A 16878-nucleotide genomic window follows, 5' to 3' on the forward strand; every position below is an offset into this window, starting at 1 on the left:
CCCACCGCTACCTCCCCCGCAAAAATCCCCCTATCGCCCCTCCCCAACCCCCTGTTTCCCAACCCCTTCCCCAAAATCCCGCGCTAAAAACCCGCCCTGGTCCGCGGCTGTGCCAGACTCCGCCTCATCCCGTCGATGGGGAGGGCGTCGGATCCACGCTGCTCGACGACGGCGGGCTGTGGCCGAGCGATGAAGCCGGGGAGATGCCTATCTCCGGGGCCCTCGCCGGGCGGGGACGGATCCCGCCCGCTTGCTCGCCGCGCGCCTTCGGGTCGCGACCGCTGTCGGCACCGACCGGCACGTCCGCCCCCTGTCCCGCCCGGCAACGGACGGGGCGGTGAGTCGCCAAGGCCCGAACAGGGCCGGCAGGCGACGGGCGCGTGGAAAACGGCCACGCGGGGCGCTGTGTCTCGTCGAAACGGTTTTTCCTTTTGCACCGGGCGAGCCCCGGTCGCCCCGCGCCCGCCCCGACCGTCCGGCCTTTCGCCCGACGGTGCCGACCCATGTCTGTTCACCGCCAACCGCCGGAGCCTGCCATGCGATCCCGCCGTCCCAGCCGAAGCGACCGCCAACGGGCCACGGTCTATGCGATCCAGCGCATCCGCCTCGAAGGCCTGCTGACCGGGGCCTACACCCCGCGCTGCGACCGCGAGGCCATGTATCTGGACCTGTGCCGCCGGGGTGCCCGCGTCACCATCGAGGACTTCATCCTGTCCCCCGCCCTGCTGCTGCTCGAGACGATGACCCCGGAACTGGACCCCGAAGCCGACAACGAAACCTTCACCGACCCGGTCGAACCGGCTATCCCCCCCGGATGACCCTGCCGCATCCGCTCCCGCACCTCGCCGCCGTCGCCGACGACTATGACATCCTGCTCTGTGACGTCTGGGGCGTGATCCACAACGGCCGCGAGAGCTGGCCCGACGCCTGCGAGGCCCTGGCCCGCTTCAACCGTGAGCCCGGCCCCAACGGTCCGCGCCATGTGGTGCTGATCTCCAACTCGCCGCGCCCGGCCACCGACGTGGTGGCCCAGCTGGATGCGCTCGGGGTGCCGCGCCAGTCGTGGCACGCCTTCGTCACCTCGGGCGACGCCACCCGGATGGAGCTGGCCCGGCGCGCGCCCGGCCCGGCCTGGATCATCGGCCCCGACCGCGACTGGCCCCTGTATGAGGGTCTGGGCCTGCAGACCGCGCACGGAGCCGCCGACGCCGCCTTCCTGTCGGTCACCGGCCCCAACGACGACACCGTCGAAACGCCCGAGGACTATCGCGAACGGCTGACCCCGGCCGTGGCCCGCGATCTGGAGCTGATCTGCGCCAACCCCGATCAGGTGGTCCAGCGCGGCGATCAGCTGATCTATTGCGGCGGGGCCCTGGCCGATCTGTACGAATCCATGGGCGGCCGGGTGACCATGGCGGGCAAGCCGTTCGGCCCGATCTATGCCCTGGCCCTGACCGAGGCCGAGCGGCTGCTGGGCGGGTCGGTCAACCGGGCCCGCGTGCTGTGCATCGGCGACGGCGTCATCACCGATGTGCGCGGTGCCAACCAGCAGGCGCTGGACTGTCTGTTCATCGCCCAGGGCATCCACGGCGACGCCGCGCGCGGTCCCGACGGCAGCCTCGACCCGGCCCGGGCCGCCGAACTGCTCAAGGCCGAGACCACCTTCGCCCGCTACGCCGCCCTCGACCTCGTCTGGTGACCCTCGCCAATTCAACCGTCGGGGGCTAACAGGGGCGATGACCGAACAACATCCCTCCGGCGGCTACATCCTCGAAGAACTGTCCGTCGGCATGACCGCCGAAAAGCAGGTCGAGATCACCGAAGCCCGGATCCAGCATTTCGCCGAAGCCTCGGACGACTTCAATCCCGTCCATATGGATGAGGAATTTGCGTCGAAGACCGCCTATCGCGGCCGCATCGCCCACGGCCTGCTGTCGGCCTCGATCGGCTCGGCCGTGGTCGGCACCATCCTGCCCGGGGCCGGGGCCATCTACCTCAGCCAGACCCTGGCCTTCCACAAGCCGGTGCGCATCGGCGACCGACTGATCGCCCGCGTCACCGTCGCCTCGGTCGACCCGGACACCGCCCGCGTCATCCTGACCGCCACCGGCCACGTCGGCGACGATCTGGTCATGGACGGCGAGGCCACCGTCCGCGTCCCGCGCCGGCGCCGGCCCGCCAAAACCTGACATGGCGATCGAGGTCATTTGCGGCTGGCGCGACCTGACCCCTGATCAGAAGGGGGCCGCCGTCGCCATCGGGGCCTTCGACGGCGTGCATCGCGGCCATCAGGCGGTGATCGCCGCGGCCCGCGACGCCGCCCGGGCCCTCGACGCGCCGCTGGCCGTGGTCAGTTTCGACCCGCACCCGCGCCGCTGGTTCCAGCCCGACGCCGCCCCGTTCCGTCTGATGACCCCCGACCAGATGGCCCGCGCCCTCGAACCGCTCGGCGTCGACCGCCTCTACCTGCTGCCGTTCGACGCCGACATGGCCGCCATGTCGGATGAGGACTTCGCCCGGGAGGTGCTCGCCGGGCCTCCGCCTCAAGTAGCGCGAAGCGCGATAGGCCAGGACACGCCTCAAGTAGCGCGAAGCGCGATAGGCCAGAAAGATGGTCTCGGGGTGCGCCACGCCGCCGTCGGTTTCGACTTCACCTTCGGCAAGGGTCGGACCGGGTCGCCCGAGGCCCTGCGCCGCTACGGGGCCGATCTCGGCTTCACCGTCTCGACCGTCGAGCGGCTCGACGACCCCAATGGCCTGAAACTGTCGTCCAGCGCCGTGCGCGAGGCCCTGCAGGCCGGCGACATGGATCGCGCCGCCGCCATCCTCGGCCGCCCCTTCGCCATCGCCGGTGAGGTGGTTCACGGCGACAAGCGCGGCCGCACCATCGGCATACCGACCGCCAACATCCCGCTGGCCGACTATATGCGCCCGGCCTACGGCATCTACGCCACGCGCAGCCGCCTGCCCGATGGGCGGATCATCGACGGCGTCGCCAATCTGGGTATCCGCCCGATGTTCGAGACCGAACAGCCGATGCTCGAGGTCTGGTTGTTCGACTTCGACGGCGACCTGTACGGCCAGACGCTGGAGACCGACCTGATCGCCCGCCTGCGTGGCGAGATGAAATTCGACGGGCTGGATGCCCTGAAGGCCCAGATCAACGCCGACGCCGTCGCCGCCCGCGCGGTGCTGGCCGGCTAGATCCCGCGGCGCAGGGGTCGCTTCGCCGGGGTCGGCGCGGCGGCCTCGGCCAGGGTCTGTTCGACCCGCGCGATCAGATCGTCGGCGTCGAACGGCTTCAGCACATAGCCACTGCCGCCGAGGAACATGACCTCCTGCAGCGTCCCAGGGCTGTTGTCGGCCGTCATCATCAGGATGGGTACCGAGACCCCGGCCCGCCGCAGCGACGTCAGGGTGTCCAGTCCGCTGATCCCGGGCATGCGCACATCCAGCAGGATCAGGCTGGGCATCAGGGCCCGGATCGACTCGATCGCGCTCTTGCCGTCGTTGACCGAACTCACCGTATGGCCCGCGCCGGTCAGGATCAGTTCGACCGCGTCACAGATAAAGGGGTCGTCGTCGACAATCAGAATTCGTCCGGCCATGAGATCGCTCGTTGCAGAATAATCCGGCACAGGACCACACGATACTCTGTTTCCGGTTAATGGCGAGGCCAGCGATCGCTCAACGGTGCCGCGCCGGTCACTACAGCGTTTCCTGGAACCGTACCGGCCGCCCGCCTGCCTTGCCGATCAGCGCCCCGTCGCGCATCACCGTGCGCCCCCGCACGATGGTCGCCATCGGCCAGCCGGTGGCCTCGAACCCGTCGAATGGGGTCCAGCCCGACCGGGTCGCCATGTCGGCGTGGCGGATGGTCCGCTTCGCCTTCAGATCGACCAGCGTCAGATCGGCGTCATAGCCCTCGGCCATCCGGCCCTTGCCGGCGATACCGAACACCCGGTTGGCTCCGTGCGAGGTCAGGTCGACGAACCGTTCCAGACTCAGCCGGCCATTGGCCACATGGGTCAGCATTACCGGCACCAGCGTCTGCACCCCCGGCATGCCCGACGGCGACGCCGGATAGGGCCGCGCCTTCTCCTCCAGCGTATGCGGCGCATGGTCCGAGCCCAGCACATCGGCCACGCCCTGCTCGATGCCCCGCCACAGACCGGCGACGTGCTTGGCCTCGCGGATCGGCGGGTTCATCTGCGCCAGCCCCTTCAGCCGCTCATACGCTTCGGGCGCCGTCAGGGTCAGATGCTGCGGCGTCACCTCAACGGTGGCGACGTCCTTGTTGTCGGCCAGGAAGGCGATCTCCTCGGATGTCGTCACATGCAGCACATGGATCCGCGCCCCGGTCTCACGCGCCAGGGCGACCAGCCGGCGGGTGCTCATGATGGCACTCTCGGCGTCACGCACCTCGGGGTGACTGGTCCAGTCCCCGGTCCGGGCCAACGGCCGGCGCTCGACCAGCCGGTATTCGTCCTCGGAGTGGAAGGTCGCCCGCCGCCCGACATTGCGCAGCACCTCGCGCACCCCGTCGTCGTCGGCCACCAGCAGGGTCCCGGTCGAGGCCCCCATGAACACCTTGACCCCGCAACAGCCCGGCAGCCGCTCCAGCTCACGCAGAAAGCGGGAATTGTCGTGGGTGCCGCCGATGTAGAAGGCGTGGTCGGTCCACATCCGGTCCCGCGCCCGCACCAGCTTGTCGGCCAGGGCTTCCGGATTGGTGGTGCTGGGTTCGGTGTTCGGCATTTCGAACACCGCCGTGACCCCGCCCAGCGCCGCAGCTCGCGACCCGCTTTCCAGATCTTCCTTCCACTCCAGCCCCGGCTCGCGGAAATGGACCTGGGTGTCGATCACCCCCGGCAGCACGGTCAGACCGGAGGCGTCGAACACCTCTCCCGCCGAGGCCTGGCCCAGGTCGCCGACCACGACGATCTTTCCGTCACGGATACCGACATCGGCGCGGCCGTAGCCGGCATGGTTGGCGACATCACCGCCGCGAACGATCAGGTCATAGGTCTGGGTCATGCCTTCCCATACTCCGGGATCAGCCCGCCGTCTTGTCCGCCAGCAGCTTTCGCGCGGCTTTCAGCACCCGGTCGGCGGGCAGGTCCATCATATGCTGGATCGCCTGGTTCAGATTGGGGTCGATAGTCCGGAACTCGTCGACCGTGCGCGGGCCACGCACGGCGATCCCGCCCCACGGCCCGTGATGGGCCTCGTCTGACGGACCGAACACGGCCACCGTCGGCACCCCCGCGGCCACTGCCAACTGGGTCCAGACCGAGTCGGCCCCGAGATAGAGATCGGCCCGCGACAGCGCCGCCGCCGTCTGCAGCCGCGTCAGCCTGCCCTGCAGTTCGATGACCCGGTCGCGGCTCACCACGAACCGGATCGTATGGGCCGAATCCCGGTCGATATCCTCGCCGACGATCATCAGCCGCCCACCCGCCAGCGGCCCGCCCTCGGCCAGCAAAGGCCCGGCCACCTTGGAATAGCGTTCCGCCGGCCAGCGCTTGCCCATCCACTCGACGCCGGGACCAATCGCCAGGATCGGTCCGGTGACCGGCCCGATCAGGGCATCCGCGGCCGCCCGGGTCTCATCCCCGAAGAACAGTTTCGGAGCCGGTACCTCATCCATATGCATAATTCGCGCAGCCTGTTCGACCGCGTGCAGCCCCGGCAGGTCCGGGGCCCGCACCGCCCGCTTCTGGCGCTTCAGCCGGCCCGACAGGGTCGAGCCGCGCATATCGACCACCAGCCCCCACCGCGTCGACCGCACCCGGTTCCACAGAGCGATCCAGTCCCAGCGCCCCTCACGGTCCAGCACGAGCAGCGAATCAAGCCGTGGCGTATCGGCGAACAGCGGTGCGCTGGCCGCCGATCCGACGATGGTGAATCTGGCCTGCGGCAGGGCCTCGACCAGATGCGCCAGCACACCCGACGACAGTAGCGCGGCCTCGGCATCCGCCTCGGCGATATAGAGAATGGGAAAGGGGCCTGACATCGATTCACTCTACAGAGATTCTACGATCGCTTCACGATTGCTGTCAGCCGGCGAACACCCCTCGCCCGCCGTCGTCCGGCCCTCTATCCTGACCGCATGTCTACCCGTATCGCCCACCTCTCCAGCCGCGCCCTCATCCGGGTTTCCGGCCCGGACGCCCGACCCTTCCTGCACAACCTGCTGACCCAGGATGTCGAGGGTCTGGCCGCGGGTGACCTGCGCTTCGGGGCCCTGTTGTCGCCGCCCGGTCGTTTGCTGTTCGACCTGTTTCTGTTGGGCCAGGATGACGGTGTGATCCTCGACGTCGCCACCGACCGCCGCGAGGCCCTGATCCAGCGCCTGTCGATGTACCGGCTGCGCGCAGACGTCAGCATCGACGCCCTCGACACCCCCGTCATGGCCGCCTGGAACGGGCCCGCCGACGGCTTCACCCCCGACCCGCGCACGCCCGGCCTCGGGGGTCGCCGCTATGACGGTGCGGCCACGTCGAATGCGACCGAGGCTGAGTATCTGGCCCACCAGTTGGCGGCCGGAGTCCCGGCTTCGGGCGACGCCGTTGTCGACAAGACCTATCCGATCGAGGCCGATTACGACCTGCTGCACGGCATCGATTTCCAGAAGGGTTGTTTCGTCGGTCAGGAGACGACCTCGCGAATGTGGCGACGCGGCGCGATCCGCAACCGGATGATGCCGATCACCTTCGAGGGGCCGCCGCCCGCCATGGGGGCCGAGGTGCTGAACGGCGAGCTGCGCGCCGGTGAGGTTATGACCGGTCAAGACGACGGTGCCATAGCCCTGCTGCGGCTGGACCGTCTAGACGGTGCTCTGACCGTCGACGGCCGCCCGGTCAGCGTTCGCCGCCCCGGTTTCCTGCCGGAGACCGCAGCGTGAGTGACGTATCAGGCCGCTGCGGCTGGTGCGGAACGGACCCGCTCTATGTCGCCTATCACGACAGCGAATGGGGCGTGCCCGAGTACGATAGTCGCGCCCTGTGGGAGAAGCTGGTGCTGGACGGATTCCAGGCCGGCCTCGCCTGGATCACCATCCTGCGCAAACGCGAGGGGATGCGCGACGCCTTCGACGGGTTCGACCCGGAGATCATCGCCCGCTACGGCGAGGCTGACATAGAGCGACTGCTGGGCGACGCCCGCATCATCCGCTCACGGGCAAAGATCACCAGCGCCATCCGCGGGGCCAAGGTCTGGCTCGACATGCGCGACGGGGGCGAGGATTTCTCGGCCTGGCTCTGGTCCTTCGTCGACGGGCAAACGGTACAGAACGCCCCCGCCGCCCTCACCGACGTCCCTACCCAGACTCCCCAATCGGTGGCCATGGCCAAGGCTCTGAAGGCGCGGGGCTTCAACTTCTGCGGCCCGGTGATCGTGTATGCCTTCATGCAGGCCACCGGCATGGTCAACGACCACCTGACCGGCTGCCCCCGCCACGCCGAGGTCCGCGCCATGGACGGCCGATGAGCGTCGCGACCGGACCGACGCTATCGCTGGAAGTGCTGCTGATCGAAAGCCACGGCGGACCGGTCTGCGGTGTCGACGAGGCCGGGCGCGGTCCCTGGGCGGGGCCGGTTTCGGCCGGAGCGGTCATCCTCAATCCCGACGACCTGCCGGACGGCATCAACGACTCCAAGGCCCTGAGCCATGCCCGGCGCGAACAGCTGGAGATCGAGATCAAGGCCCGGGCCATCTGCTGGGCCGTCGGATTCGCCTCGGTCGAGGAGATCGATACGCTGAACATCCTGCAGGCCACGGGCCTGGCCATGCACCGGGCGGTGTCGGGTCTGGCGACGGTGCCCAGCGCCGCCCTGGTCGACGGCAACTACCAGTTCAAATTGCCCTGCCCGATCCGCACCGTGGTAAGGGGCGACAGTCTGTCGCTGTCGATCGCGGCGGCCTCGATCCTGGCCAAGACGGCGCGGGACCGGCTGATGGTCGAGCTGGACGCCCAATACCCCGGTTATGGCTTCGCCGGGCACAAGGGCTATCACGCGACGTCGCATGTGGCCGCGCTAAAGGCGTTGGGCCCCTGCGCCGCGCACCGCCAGACCTGGGCCCCGATCCGGGCCCTTCTGGAAATCTAGATGTGCAGGGCCCCGCCGACCATGGCCCCGAGGATGGCGGCGACCAGGCCGCCCGCGCTGATGATCGCCCAGCCCGGCAGGCTGGACAGGGTCTGAGCGAAGGTCTGCTCCTGCGACGATGCCTGGGCCAACCCCGGTTCCTCCACCTCGTGCCGCTCCCGCCAGGAGAAAGCGTTAAAGGCTTTCACGTCATCGGAACTGTCGGGGCGAGCGGGGTGTGCGGACGAATGTTCCATACCGCCCCAACGGCCCGGGAGGTCGGTCCGTTCCCGCCGGCTCAGATCAGGCAGCGTCGGCCAGCACCACCGGCTGTTCAGTGACCACGAACAGATATTCGACATTGCGCAGCCGACCGACCGCCCCGACCTTCTCGCCCTGCGGATTGTGAATGCCGATCCGGGCCCCGACATAGCGGGGTCGCGCGATCTCGATCACCTGCACATGGCCGCGTGTCGACAGCATCTCGACCAGTTGCTGGCGCGACAGATAGCCCTCGTCGTTAAACGACACGATCAGGTTGGGCGACTCCAGCGACCCGACCACCGAGGCCAGGGCCGGCGCGATACCCGGCTTGCTGTTGAACGGGCTCTTGCGGGTCTTCACGTCGATCCGCTTGTTGGCGATGCCATAGCTCTCAAGCTTGTCCCAAAGCACCAGACTCTCCCAGCAGTGATAGTTGCCGAGGTAGGAATGCTGATTATACGGCGGGTCCAGATAGACGAGGTCGGCCTCGATCTGGCCGGCGATCTCGACCGCATCACCGCACGTGGCCTTGCAGGGGCCGGCCACCACCCCGGGCAGGATGTCGGGCATCCGCAGGGTCAGCGGGTTTAGTGCCCGCCCGGCCCAGGTCTTCATATAGGCCATCTGCACCCCGGCCGTGGAATCGACTCGGTCGGCCGCCTCCATCAGCGAGACCAGGGCGATGGCCTTCAGCTCGGGCTCCAGCCCCATGACCTCGATCCGGTCGCGCATGGCGTCGATCCGGGCCCCGTTGTCCGGATGGAAGAAGCGCGCGTCCTCGCAGAAGCTCTTGGTGAACCAGCCGGCCTCGGGCGGCACCGTCCGCAGTTCGGCCAGCACCCGCTCAGCCTGCTCGACCCAGCGTTCGCGGTCAGCCTGGACATAGGCGGTGGCCAGGGTGTGAGCATAGGCATTGTGGTCGTTGGACCAGACCCGGAAACCCTGACCCTTCAGCGCATGGCCGACCCGCGCCGTTCCGGAGAAAAGGTCACAGACCGTTCCACCGTCCGGCAACAGGCTGCGCACCGCACCCGTGACATGGCCCAGCAAGGCGCGCTTCGAGCCGATGTATTTGATCATTCCGCCCGTCAGGTCTTCCGGGGGCGTTTGCCCTTGGCCGGAGCATGCGCCAGTCGCAACAGATTCGCAGCCCCCGGCGCACCAAAGGGTGTCCCGGCCAGAACCAGAATGCGCTGACCGGGCTCGGCCAACCCGTATTCCATGGCGCTGTCGACCGCATCCTCGGTCACGTCCTCGAGCGAGGTCGGCTCCTTGCCCAGCCTCGGCTCCAGCCCCCACACGAGCGCCAGCCGGCGCGCCGTGCTCGGATTGGGGGTCAGGGCCAGGATCGGCTGAAGCGGGCGTTCGCGAGCCATCCGCCGCGCCGTTCCGCCCAGGGTCGTGAACACCACGATACACGCGGTCGACTGGGCCTCGGCCGCCTTGCGCGCCGCCGCGACCAGGGCATCGGCGTCAAAATCGTCCATTCCGGCGTGTTCGGCATCCATCAGACTGGGCCACATCGGGTCGCGCTCAACCCGCTCCATGATGCGGTTCATGATCGTTACCGCCTCCAGCGGATAGTCACCGGATGCCGTCTCGGCCGACAGCATCAGCGCATCGGCCCCCTCATAAACGGCGTTGGCCACGTCAGAGGCCTCGGCCCGGGTCGGAGCCGGCGCGTCGGTCATCGATTCCAGCATCTGTGTAGCGACGATCACCGGCACGCCGCGCTGTCCGGCCGCGCGGATGATCTGCTTCTGCGCCACGGGCACGTCCTCGGGATCCAGTTCGACCCCCAGATCGCCACGCGCCACCATGACTCCGTCGCAATAGTCGAGGATGCTCTCCAGATTGGTCAGGGCTGCCGGCTTCTCGATCTTGGCCAGACAGGCGGCCTTCCCACCAACCAGCCGCTTCAGCTCCGCCATGTCCTCGGCCTTCTGCACGAAGCTGAGCGCGATCCAGTCGACGCCGATGCGCAGGGCGAAGGCCAGATCCTCCCTGTCCTTGGGCGTCAGGGCGGAGACCGGGATGATGGCCTCCGGCACGGCGACCCCCTTGCGGTCACTCAGTTGGGTGCCGCTCTCGACCGTGACGTCGGCCCATTTGTCCGTGCGATCGCCGACCCGCAGCCGCACCCGTCCATCATCGAGCAACAGCAGCATGCCGGTCCGCAACGCCTTGAATATCTCGGGATGCGGCATCTGTACCCGCGTCTCGTCCCCCAGGGCGGGATTGAGATCAAAGCGCATCTTGTGACCCCGTTTGACCGAGATCTCGACATCAGCAAACCGGCCCAGACGCAGCTTGGGCCCCTGCAGATCGGCCAGAATGCCGAGCGGGCGTTTGAGCGAAAGTTCCGCCCCGCGGACGGCCTTCAGTGCCGCCGCATGGTCTTCGTGCGAACCGTGACTGAAATTCAGGCGAAAGACATCGACCCCCGCCTTGGCCAAAGCCTTGACCATGGCGGGCGACCGGCTGGCGGGTCCCAGGGTCGCGACGATACGGGCACGGCGGGCTCGGTTCATGCTGATTCTGTCGGCCAGTGAGGTGGGACCTCTATGTGCCAATGAATCTCGACCGGGTTAAACCCCTGGCGGCGACCGAAACACGAAGTTATGCGATTTGACCGACGCGGCGGGGTTCGCATCGCACCGCGTTCGGCGTAGGTCCCTGTTTCACACCACAGGGAGACGCCGCCATGGCCGGCCTCAAGGACAAGCGCGGCTTCATCGACAAGGACCGGCTGGACCTGTCCGAGCGTCAGGCCGTCGAATACTGGATGAAGCGCTGGGGCGTCACCCGCGACCAGATCACCGCCGCCCACCGCAAGGCCGGACGCATGGTCAAGGACATCGCCGCCGAGCTGGGCAAGAAGCGCTAGGACCTGATGGTCGTTCGTCTGGCGATGAACGATGCGGGTTGATTTAGGAACTTATTCCTGCTACGATATTGATCGCCGCGCGGGCGCTCCCACATCCGGGCGGACGGGGTCGACTGACCTCGCATCGGTCTTTGAAAACTATAACGACGGACGCGGCGACCTCAGCGGCGTTCCGCAGGACAATTTCCGATAATCTGGCACGGTTTTCCGGACGCCGACCGACAAGAGTTTGGTTAGGTGCCGGTTTCGAAAAACTTTTCTTCGTCGGCAGGCTGGCAGGGTTGGCACCCCGAATTCGCAAAACCCTGCCAAGTGTTGATAGGTCAATGGCAGCCCACCCGGGTCTCACATTGGAAACACCCGGGTCTGTTTGACCACGCCATAGGCGAAGCTGGTGTCGATCGAGGCCACCCCCGGGATCGCGTGGATGCGGCGACGGATGAAGTCCTCATAGGCCTCCAGGCTGGCGACCACGACCCGCAGCAGATAGTCGTCGCCCCCGGCCAGCAGATAGCAGTCCAGCACCTCGTCGATCCGGGCGATATGGTCGTCGAAGGTCTTGACCACCGACTCGGAATGCCGTTCCAGCCGGATGCGGATGAAGGCGGTGATCGGCAGGCCACAGGCCTTCTGGTCGACCAGGGCCGTATAGCCAGTGATCACCCCTGCGGCCTCCAGATTGCGCAGCCGCCGCAGACAGGGCGACGGCGACAAACTGACCCGCTCGGCCAGGTCCTGATTACTCAACCGACCATCGGCCTGAAGCTCGCGAATTATCTGTCGGTCCTTGTCGTCCATATCCAGTCTCCCGGTTGGCATATTATGCCACAAGTGGATCGTGAGGCAGCACAGTTCGCACGATAATGCGGTATGAATTGGCACATTATGAGCTCCTGTAGGAGTTTCCCATGATCGACACCACCGCCGGCTTCGCCACGCGCGCCATCCATTTCGGCTATGAGCCGCAGGACGAACACGGGGCTCTGACCCCGCCGATGCACCTGTCCTCGACATTTGCCTTCGAGACGGCAGAAGCCGGCGGCGAGATGTTCGCCGGCACGCGCCCGGGCCATTTCTACACGCGGGTCTCCAACCCGACCAATGACCTGCTGGAGCGCCGTCTGGCGACGCTGGAAGGGGCCGAGGCCGGTTTGGCCGCGGCCTCGGGCATGGGGGGCATCACGGCCGTATTGTGGACCTTCCTGTCACCCGGTGACGAGATCATCACCGACAAGACCCTGTACGGCTGCACCTTTTCCTTCATGCGCGACGGCCTCGCCCGGTTCGGTATCACCGTCACCCACGTCGACCTGAGTGACCCCCAGGCGCTGATTGACGCCATCGGCCCGAAGACCCGAATCGTCTATTTCGAAACCCCGGCCAATCCAAACATGCGCCTGGTCGACATCGCCGCCATCTCGAAGATCGCCAGAGCCGCCGGGGCGCGAACCGTGGTCGACAACACCTACGCCACGCCTTTCCTGACTCGCCCGATCGCGCTGGGGGCCGACATCGTCGTCCATTCGGCGACCAAATACCTCGGTGGCCACGGTGACCTGATCGGGGGCCTCGTCGCCGGCAGTGCGGAGGACATGACCGAGGTCCGGATCGTCGGCATCAAGGACATGACCGGGGCGGCCATGTCGCCGTTCAATGCCTTCCTGATCCTGCGCGGACTCAAGACCCTGCAGCTCCGGGTCGAACGCCACTGCCGCAGCGCCATGGAGGTCGCCCGTTATCTGGAAGCCCACCCGGCCGTTTCCGTGGTCCACTATCCGGGCCTGGACAGCTTCCCCCAGCACGAACTGGCCAAACAGCAGATGGCGGATTTCGGCGGCATGATCGCCTTCGAGCTGAAGGGCGGCATGACGGCCGGGGTGACGATGATGAACCGGCTCAACCTGATCCGCCGCGCCGTCTCCCTGGGCGACGCCGAGAGTTTGGTCGAACACCCGGCCAGCATGACCCACGCCACCTACACGCCCGAGGAACGACTGGCCCACGGCATTTCGGACGGTCTGGTCCGCCTTTCGGTCGGGCTTGAGGACGTCGCCGACATTTTGGCGGATCTGGTCAACGCCCTGCCCGAACAGCTCGAAATCGCCGCCTGACCCGGCTGCCGGTCCCCCGAACCGGCAGCGATTAAGTGGTTGGTGCGAGCGGCGGGGGTCGAACCCGCATGACCGAAGTCGAGGGATTTTAAGTCCCTTGCGTCTACCAGTTTCGCCACGCTCGCAGAGTCGAACTCAGTGCGCCCCGTCGCCCGCAGGACGCATGGCCCGGAAGTCCACGTCGGAGTCGGCGATCAACCAGAGCAGACCGGCCCAGGCAGCGACGTTCTGGCTCATCTGCGCCGGGTCGATCTTGTCCAGCGTATCGTCGGCGGTGTGATGCAGGTCGAAATAGCGGGTGCCGTCCTGGGCCAGGCGGAACACCGGCACGCCGGCCCTGGCCAGCGGGCCGATGTCAGCCCCGCCGTACATCTCCGGGTCCTGTGAAGCCAGCACGCCGATCGGATACAGAACCTGACTGGCGGCGTTGGCGAATTCGCTGCCTTGGGCTCCCGCAGGCAAGCCCAGCGCATAGACGCGGTCCGCGCCGAAATCACTCTCGCCGGCGATGATGTGCGTGTCGACGGCGTCCCCGATGCCCCGCAGATAGGCTCCGCCACCATTGCCGATATTGTTCGGCTGGTCGACCTCCTCGGCCCCGTACAGAACCACCCGGATCGTCCGGGCCGGACGGCGTCCACTGTCCGCGATGACCTTGGCTGCGCCGAGCGTAATCGCCCCGCCCGCCGCGTCGTCGATGGCCCCGGTGCCCAGGTCCCAGCTGTCCATGTGCGAGCCGAGCACGATGATTTCGTTCGGGCGCGTGCGGCCGATGATGTCGCCGATGACGTTCTGGGAGTGGGTCTCATAGGTGTGCGCGGTCGAGGACAGGCGGATGCGCACCGTCTCGCCCATGGCAATCAGACGCGAGACGGTGTCGGCATCCGGTGCCGCCAGGGCGAAGCCCGGCAGGGGCACGACCCCGTCGACATAGCGGGTCGTGCCCGTATGCGGCATCCGGTGCTCGTCCGAACCGGCCGAGCGCATGATGAAGGCCCGCGCGCCCTTACCGGCGGCGGCAGCGGGACCGGCTCCGCGGATGCGCGACAAGGGGCCATAACCCGCCCCGTCCTGCATCCGGACCATCTGCCCCGCGTCGACGTAAGCGATTTTTCCAGCCAGGGAGCCAGCCGGGGCGGCGTTCAGCGCTTCCAAGCTGGCGAAGTGGACGATCTCGGCCTCAATGACGCCGTCAGTGCCGGGCGAATGGCCCAGGGCCGCGACCACCAGCCGCTGCGGATGGTCGCCGACGATCGAGGCACTTTCCTCGCCACGTTCCCAGCCAATCAGCGGAAAGTCCTCGATGCGGACGTTCTGGAAGCCCTGTGCGCGCATGTAGCCGGCGGCCCAGACGGCGGCCTGTTGCTCGGAATGGGACCCGGCCGGACGCGGACCAAAGCGGGTCGTCAGTTGGGTGACGTAGTCCAGGGCGATATTGCTGGCCATGGCCTGGTCACGGAGCTGGCCTGCCCTCTGGATCGTGCCTGCGTCCTGGGCCAGGACCGGCGTGGCGACGAGGCCCAGCGCGAGCGCGCTGGCGGCCAGACTACGGGCAGAAAGGAACACGGGCGCGTCTCCAGACTCAGGATTGAGGCGCGGACCCTAGACCATTTTTGTTTCAGGTCGAATCGACCTGAATCCAAAAAATGGTCCAGATTCAAACTGGAAAGAAAATCCGAGCCGACGCAAAGGCCGGCCTTGGCCTATTCGGCCTTGATAAAGGCCTCGACCGGTCCCTGCAGCTTGACCGTCAGGGCCTTACCCTTGCGATCGACGCGGTTGCCCAGCGCCAGCCGGACCCAACCCTCGGAGATACAGTATTCCTCGACGTTGGTCTTTTCCTCGCCCTTGAAACGGATGCCGATCCCGCGTGCCAGCAGTTCGCCGTCGTGGAACGGGCTGGAAGGGTCCACCGAAAGGCGGTCGGGAAGCGTGTCGGACATGGCGGCCAGCGGGTCTGCGTCAGAGGAAGGCGCGGTGATAGCGGTCGCCGCCGGTCCTGCCAATGGGGGCTCTACTGGACCGTCTGGCGCGGCGGGGTCGGGGTAGCCTCGGCAGAGGCTCCGGCGGCCGGGGTCGTCGCGGCCGGCGTACCGCCGGCGCTGTACGGCCGGGGACCGGCCGCCGGTGTCGGCGTCGGCGTCGGCGGAGTGGCGGCGCGGCGCGGGGTCGTGCGAGCCGGGGTGCGATTGGCCACCGGCCGGGGTGTCGGAGCCGCCGCGGCTGCCGGGGCCGGTGCACTGGTTTCGGGCGGAGCCACTGCGGCCGTCCGGACCGGCGCAGGGGCAGGAGCGACCGTGGGCGTCGCCGCCTCCGAGGTCAGCCCGGCAGCGGCGGCGCGAACCGCCAGTTGCTGGGCCTGGAAGCGATGGGCCAGCTTCTCGGTCAGCTCCCGCGCAGCGGCAGGCGGCATCTGGGCCATCACAGCCGCCAGCGAACGTGCGCGCATCGCTGCGGCAACCGGCAGGCGGACATTGTCATCGAGACCGACGAATACAGCCGCGGCCTCACGCGGACGCATGGCAGAATAGACGGCGACCAGCCGGTCGACCTCTTCCTTCTCGCGTTCATCGACCTGACCCAGCAAGCCCTGGACCTCGGTGCGGATCGAGGCCAGCGCCTGGACCTTGGCATCGAGCTTCTGTTCAGCGGCTACCATCAGCGGCAGGGTGGTGGCGAAGTCGGCGTCCCGCGCATCCAGTTCGGTGCGTCGGGCCGACAGGCTCTGAATGATGCGCAGTTCGGCCGGGGAAATGCCCGCCTGCTGGGCCAACTGGTCCGGCGTCAGCGCACAAACCGCGGGGGCCGGCGTCGTCGGCGTGGTGCCCGGTGCCGCAGCGGGCACGGCCTCCTCGGCCCAGGCCTTGGCCCCGTCGAACAGTCCGGGGGCTACGCCGAGGGCACGCACTGCCACGACACCGCCGATGGCGATGGCGATCAGGGGCAGGAGGCGGGGTATCTTGCTCATCGGATTCTACTCGGACAGGGGTCAGGCGGCGAACAGGTCGTCGTCGAGACTACGACGCGCGCGGTTGAGGCTTTGTTGAGCAGCCTGGTTAGCGGCCAGGGCCTGAAACACGGGTGCGAACTGTTTGACTGCCTCAGGGCGGGGCTTCACCTCAGACGCAACGCCGCCGATCCGCTCGACCAGCGAAGCCATGCGGCGGGATTTCTCATCGCGGTCGCTGACCAGCACCGGGTGCGCAGATGGCGCGACTTCCGGATCTGCCGGCTCGGCGGCGACCGGACGGGTCGGACCGCGGGCGATCAGAGCTTCAAGCTCCTGCTTGACGGCGCGAGCCTTGATGATGCGGTCATGCAGCAGGTCAGTTTCCTGCCCGGACGCCCGCAACGAGGCCAGGGCTGCCTCAGCCCGCCCGGCGGCGGTGTTCAGCTCTGTCACCGCGCCGGCGAAGGCCAGTTGACCGACGCGCAGGGCGATCAGCTTGCGCTCCAGGCGGACGCCGTAGCCGATCGCCACGACCAGCATCAGCATCAGTATGGAGTCGAGGACGATTCCGGTCAT

Annotated in this window: 20 protein-coding genes and 1 tRNA gene; 9 read left to right on the forward strand and 12 right to left on the reverse strand. The window is 67.7% G+C overall.

The features are described 5' to 3' along the window. Window positions 1-536: 536 nt before the first annotated feature. From AAC067_RS09355 to ribF, 4 genes are read left to right on the forward strand one after another with little or no spacing between them, the layout of a single operon-like run. Complete coding sequence (locus tag AAC067_RS09355; RefSeq protein WP_339931826.1) at window positions 537-818, forward strand: hypothetical protein; 282 nt, start codon at window positions 537-539, stop codon at window positions 816-818. Further along, entirely contained in the window at window positions 815-1699 is an 885-nt protein-coding gene (locus AAC067_RS09360; RefSeq protein ID WP_339931828.1) for a TIGR01459 family HAD-type hydrolase, read from the forward strand. The genes AAC067_RS09355 and AAC067_RS09360 overlap by 4 nt, the downstream gene beginning before the upstream one ends. A 37-nt stretch (window positions 1700-1736) precedes the next feature. Next, window positions 1737-2189 (forward strand): MaoC family dehydratase, encoded by a 453-nt coding sequence (locus AAC067_RS09365; protein ID WP_339931830.1) that lies wholly within the window; start codon window positions 1737-1739, stop codon window positions 2187-2189. A gap of 1 nt (window position 2190) precedes the next feature. Continuing rightward, entirely contained in the window at window positions 2191-3204 is a 1014-nt protein-coding gene (gene ribF, locus AAC067_RS09370; protein ID WP_339931832.1) for a riboflavin biosynthesis protein RibF, read from the forward strand. Here the strand turns inward: ribF and AAC067_RS09375 are convergent. From AAC067_RS09375 to AAC067_RS09385, 3 genes are all read right to left on the reverse strand, one after another. Further along, complete coding sequence (locus tag AAC067_RS09375; RefSeq protein WP_339931834.1) at window positions 3201-3608, reverse strand: response regulator; 408 nt, start codon at window positions 3606-3608, stop codon at window positions 3201-3203. The two genes, ribF and AAC067_RS09375, sit on opposite strands and share 4 nt — an antisense overlap. Before the next feature lie 100 nt (window positions 3609-3708). Continuing rightward, window positions 3709-5037 (reverse strand): dihydroorotase, encoded by a 1329-nt coding sequence (locus tag AAC067_RS09380; RefSeq protein ID WP_339931836.1) that lies wholly within the window; start codon window positions 5035-5037, stop codon window positions 3709-3711. 19 nt (window positions 5038-5056) lie between these two features. After that, window positions 5057-6016: a glycosyltransferase family 9 protein gene (locus AAC067_RS09385; protein WP_339931838.1), complete on the reverse strand. Its 960-nt coding sequence runs from the start codon at window positions 6014-6016 to the stop codon at window positions 5057-5059. 96 nt (window positions 6017-6112) lie between these two features. Here AAC067_RS09385 and AAC067_RS09390 point away from each other — a divergent pair, with 96 nt between their 5' ends. Genes AAC067_RS09390 through AAC067_RS09400 form a run of 3 tightly spaced genes read left to right on the forward strand, consistent with a single transcriptional unit; the run spans window position 6113 to window position 8111 of the window. Further along, window positions 6113-6907, forward strand: coding sequence for a folate-binding protein (locus AAC067_RS09390; RefSeq protein ID WP_339931840.1), 795 nt, complete (start codon window positions 6113-6115; stop codon window positions 6905-6907). Further along, a complete protein-coding gene (locus AAC067_RS09395) occupies window positions 6904-7491 on the forward strand; it encodes a DNA-3-methyladenine glycosylase I (RefSeq protein WP_339931841.1) in 588 nt (195 codons plus the stop codon). Before AAC067_RS09390 ends, AAC067_RS09395 begins: the two co-directional genes overlap by 4 nt. Continuing rightward, window positions 7488-8111 carry a ribonuclease HII gene (locus AAC067_RS09400; protein ID WP_339931843.1) on the forward strand — a complete coding sequence of 208 codons (624 nt, stop codon included), beginning with the start codon at window positions 7488-7490 and terminating at the stop codon, window positions 8109-8111. The genes AAC067_RS09395 and AAC067_RS09400 overlap by 4 nt, the downstream gene beginning before the upstream one ends. On the opposite strand, the gene AAC067_RS09405 is transcribed toward AAC067_RS09400, so the two are convergent. From AAC067_RS09405 to pyk, 3 genes are all read right to left on the reverse strand, one after another. Further along, window positions 8108-8242 carry a hypothetical protein gene (locus tag AAC067_RS09405; RefSeq protein WP_339931845.1) on the reverse strand — a complete coding sequence of 45 codons (135 nt, stop codon included), beginning with the start codon at window positions 8240-8242 and terminating at the stop codon, window positions 8108-8110. The two genes, AAC067_RS09400 and AAC067_RS09405, sit on opposite strands and share 4 nt — an antisense overlap. A 151-nt stretch (window positions 8243-8393) precedes the next feature. Further along, on the reverse strand, window positions 8394-9434 hold the full coding sequence (locus tag AAC067_RS09410) for a DNA adenine methylase (RefSeq protein ID WP_339931847.1): 1041 nt from the start codon (window positions 9432-9434) through the stop codon (window positions 8394-8396). Window positions 9435-9442: 8 nt separating this feature from the next. Further along, window positions 9443-10885: a pyruvate kinase gene (gene pyk / locus AAC067_RS09415; RefSeq protein WP_339931849.1), complete on the reverse strand. Its 1443-nt coding sequence runs from the start codon at window positions 10883-10885 to the stop codon at window positions 9443-9445. Window positions 10886-11058: 173 nt separating this feature from the next. On the opposite strand from pyk, the gene AAC067_RS09420 reads away from it, so the two are divergent. Next, window positions 11059-11241, forward strand: a complete 183-nt coding sequence (locus AAC067_RS09420) for a DUF3606 domain-containing protein (protein WP_013269402.1) — start codon at window positions 11059-11061, stop codon at window positions 11239-11241. A gap of 345 nt (window positions 11242-11586) precedes the next feature. Here AAC067_RS09420 and AAC067_RS09425 read toward each other — a convergent pair whose 3' ends face one another. After that, window positions 11587-12039, reverse strand: a complete 453-nt coding sequence (locus AAC067_RS09425; RefSeq protein ID WP_339931851.1) for an Lrp/AsnC family transcriptional regulator — start codon at window positions 12037-12039, stop codon at window positions 11587-11589. A 110-nt stretch (window positions 12040-12149) separates the two neighbouring features. On the opposite strand from AAC067_RS09425, the gene AAC067_RS09430 reads away from it, so the two are divergent. Next, a complete protein-coding gene (locus AAC067_RS09430; RefSeq protein WP_339931853.1) occupies window positions 12150-13352 on the forward strand; it encodes a methionine gamma-lyase in 1203 nt (400 codons plus the stop codon). A gap of 40 nt (window positions 13353-13392) precedes the next feature. Here AAC067_RS09430 and AAC067_RS09435 read toward each other — a convergent pair. From AAC067_RS09435 to AAC067_RS09455, 5 genes are all read right to left on the reverse strand, one after another. Next, window positions 13393-13477: transfer RNA gene (locus AAC067_RS09435), tRNA-Leu, on the reverse strand. A 10-nt stretch (window positions 13478-13487) separates the two neighbouring features. After that, entirely contained in the window at window positions 13488-14918 is a 1431-nt protein-coding gene (locus tag AAC067_RS09440) for a M20/M25/M40 family metallo-hydrolase (RefSeq protein ID WP_339931855.1), read from the reverse strand. Window positions 14919-15055: 137 nt separating this feature from the next. Then, complete coding sequence (locus AAC067_RS09445; protein WP_339870592.1) at window positions 15056-15295, reverse strand: DUF3297 family protein; 240 nt, start codon at window positions 15293-15295, stop codon at window positions 15056-15058. Window positions 15296-15366: 71 nt separating this feature from the next. Continuing rightward, window positions 15367-16320 (reverse strand): hypothetical protein, encoded by a 954-nt coding sequence (locus AAC067_RS09450; RefSeq protein WP_339931857.1) that lies wholly within the window; start codon window positions 16318-16320, stop codon window positions 15367-15369. Between the two features lie 21 nt (window positions 16321-16341). Continuing rightward, entirely contained in the window at window positions 16342-16878 is a 537-nt protein-coding gene (locus AAC067_RS09455) for a DUF6468 domain-containing protein (protein WP_339931859.1), read from the reverse strand.

The sequence above is a fragment of the uncultured Brevundimonas sp. genome (genome assembly GCF_963977465.1).
Taxonomy (GTDB): domain Bacteria; phylum Pseudomonadota; class Alphaproteobacteria; order Caulobacterales; family Caulobacteraceae; genus Brevundimonas.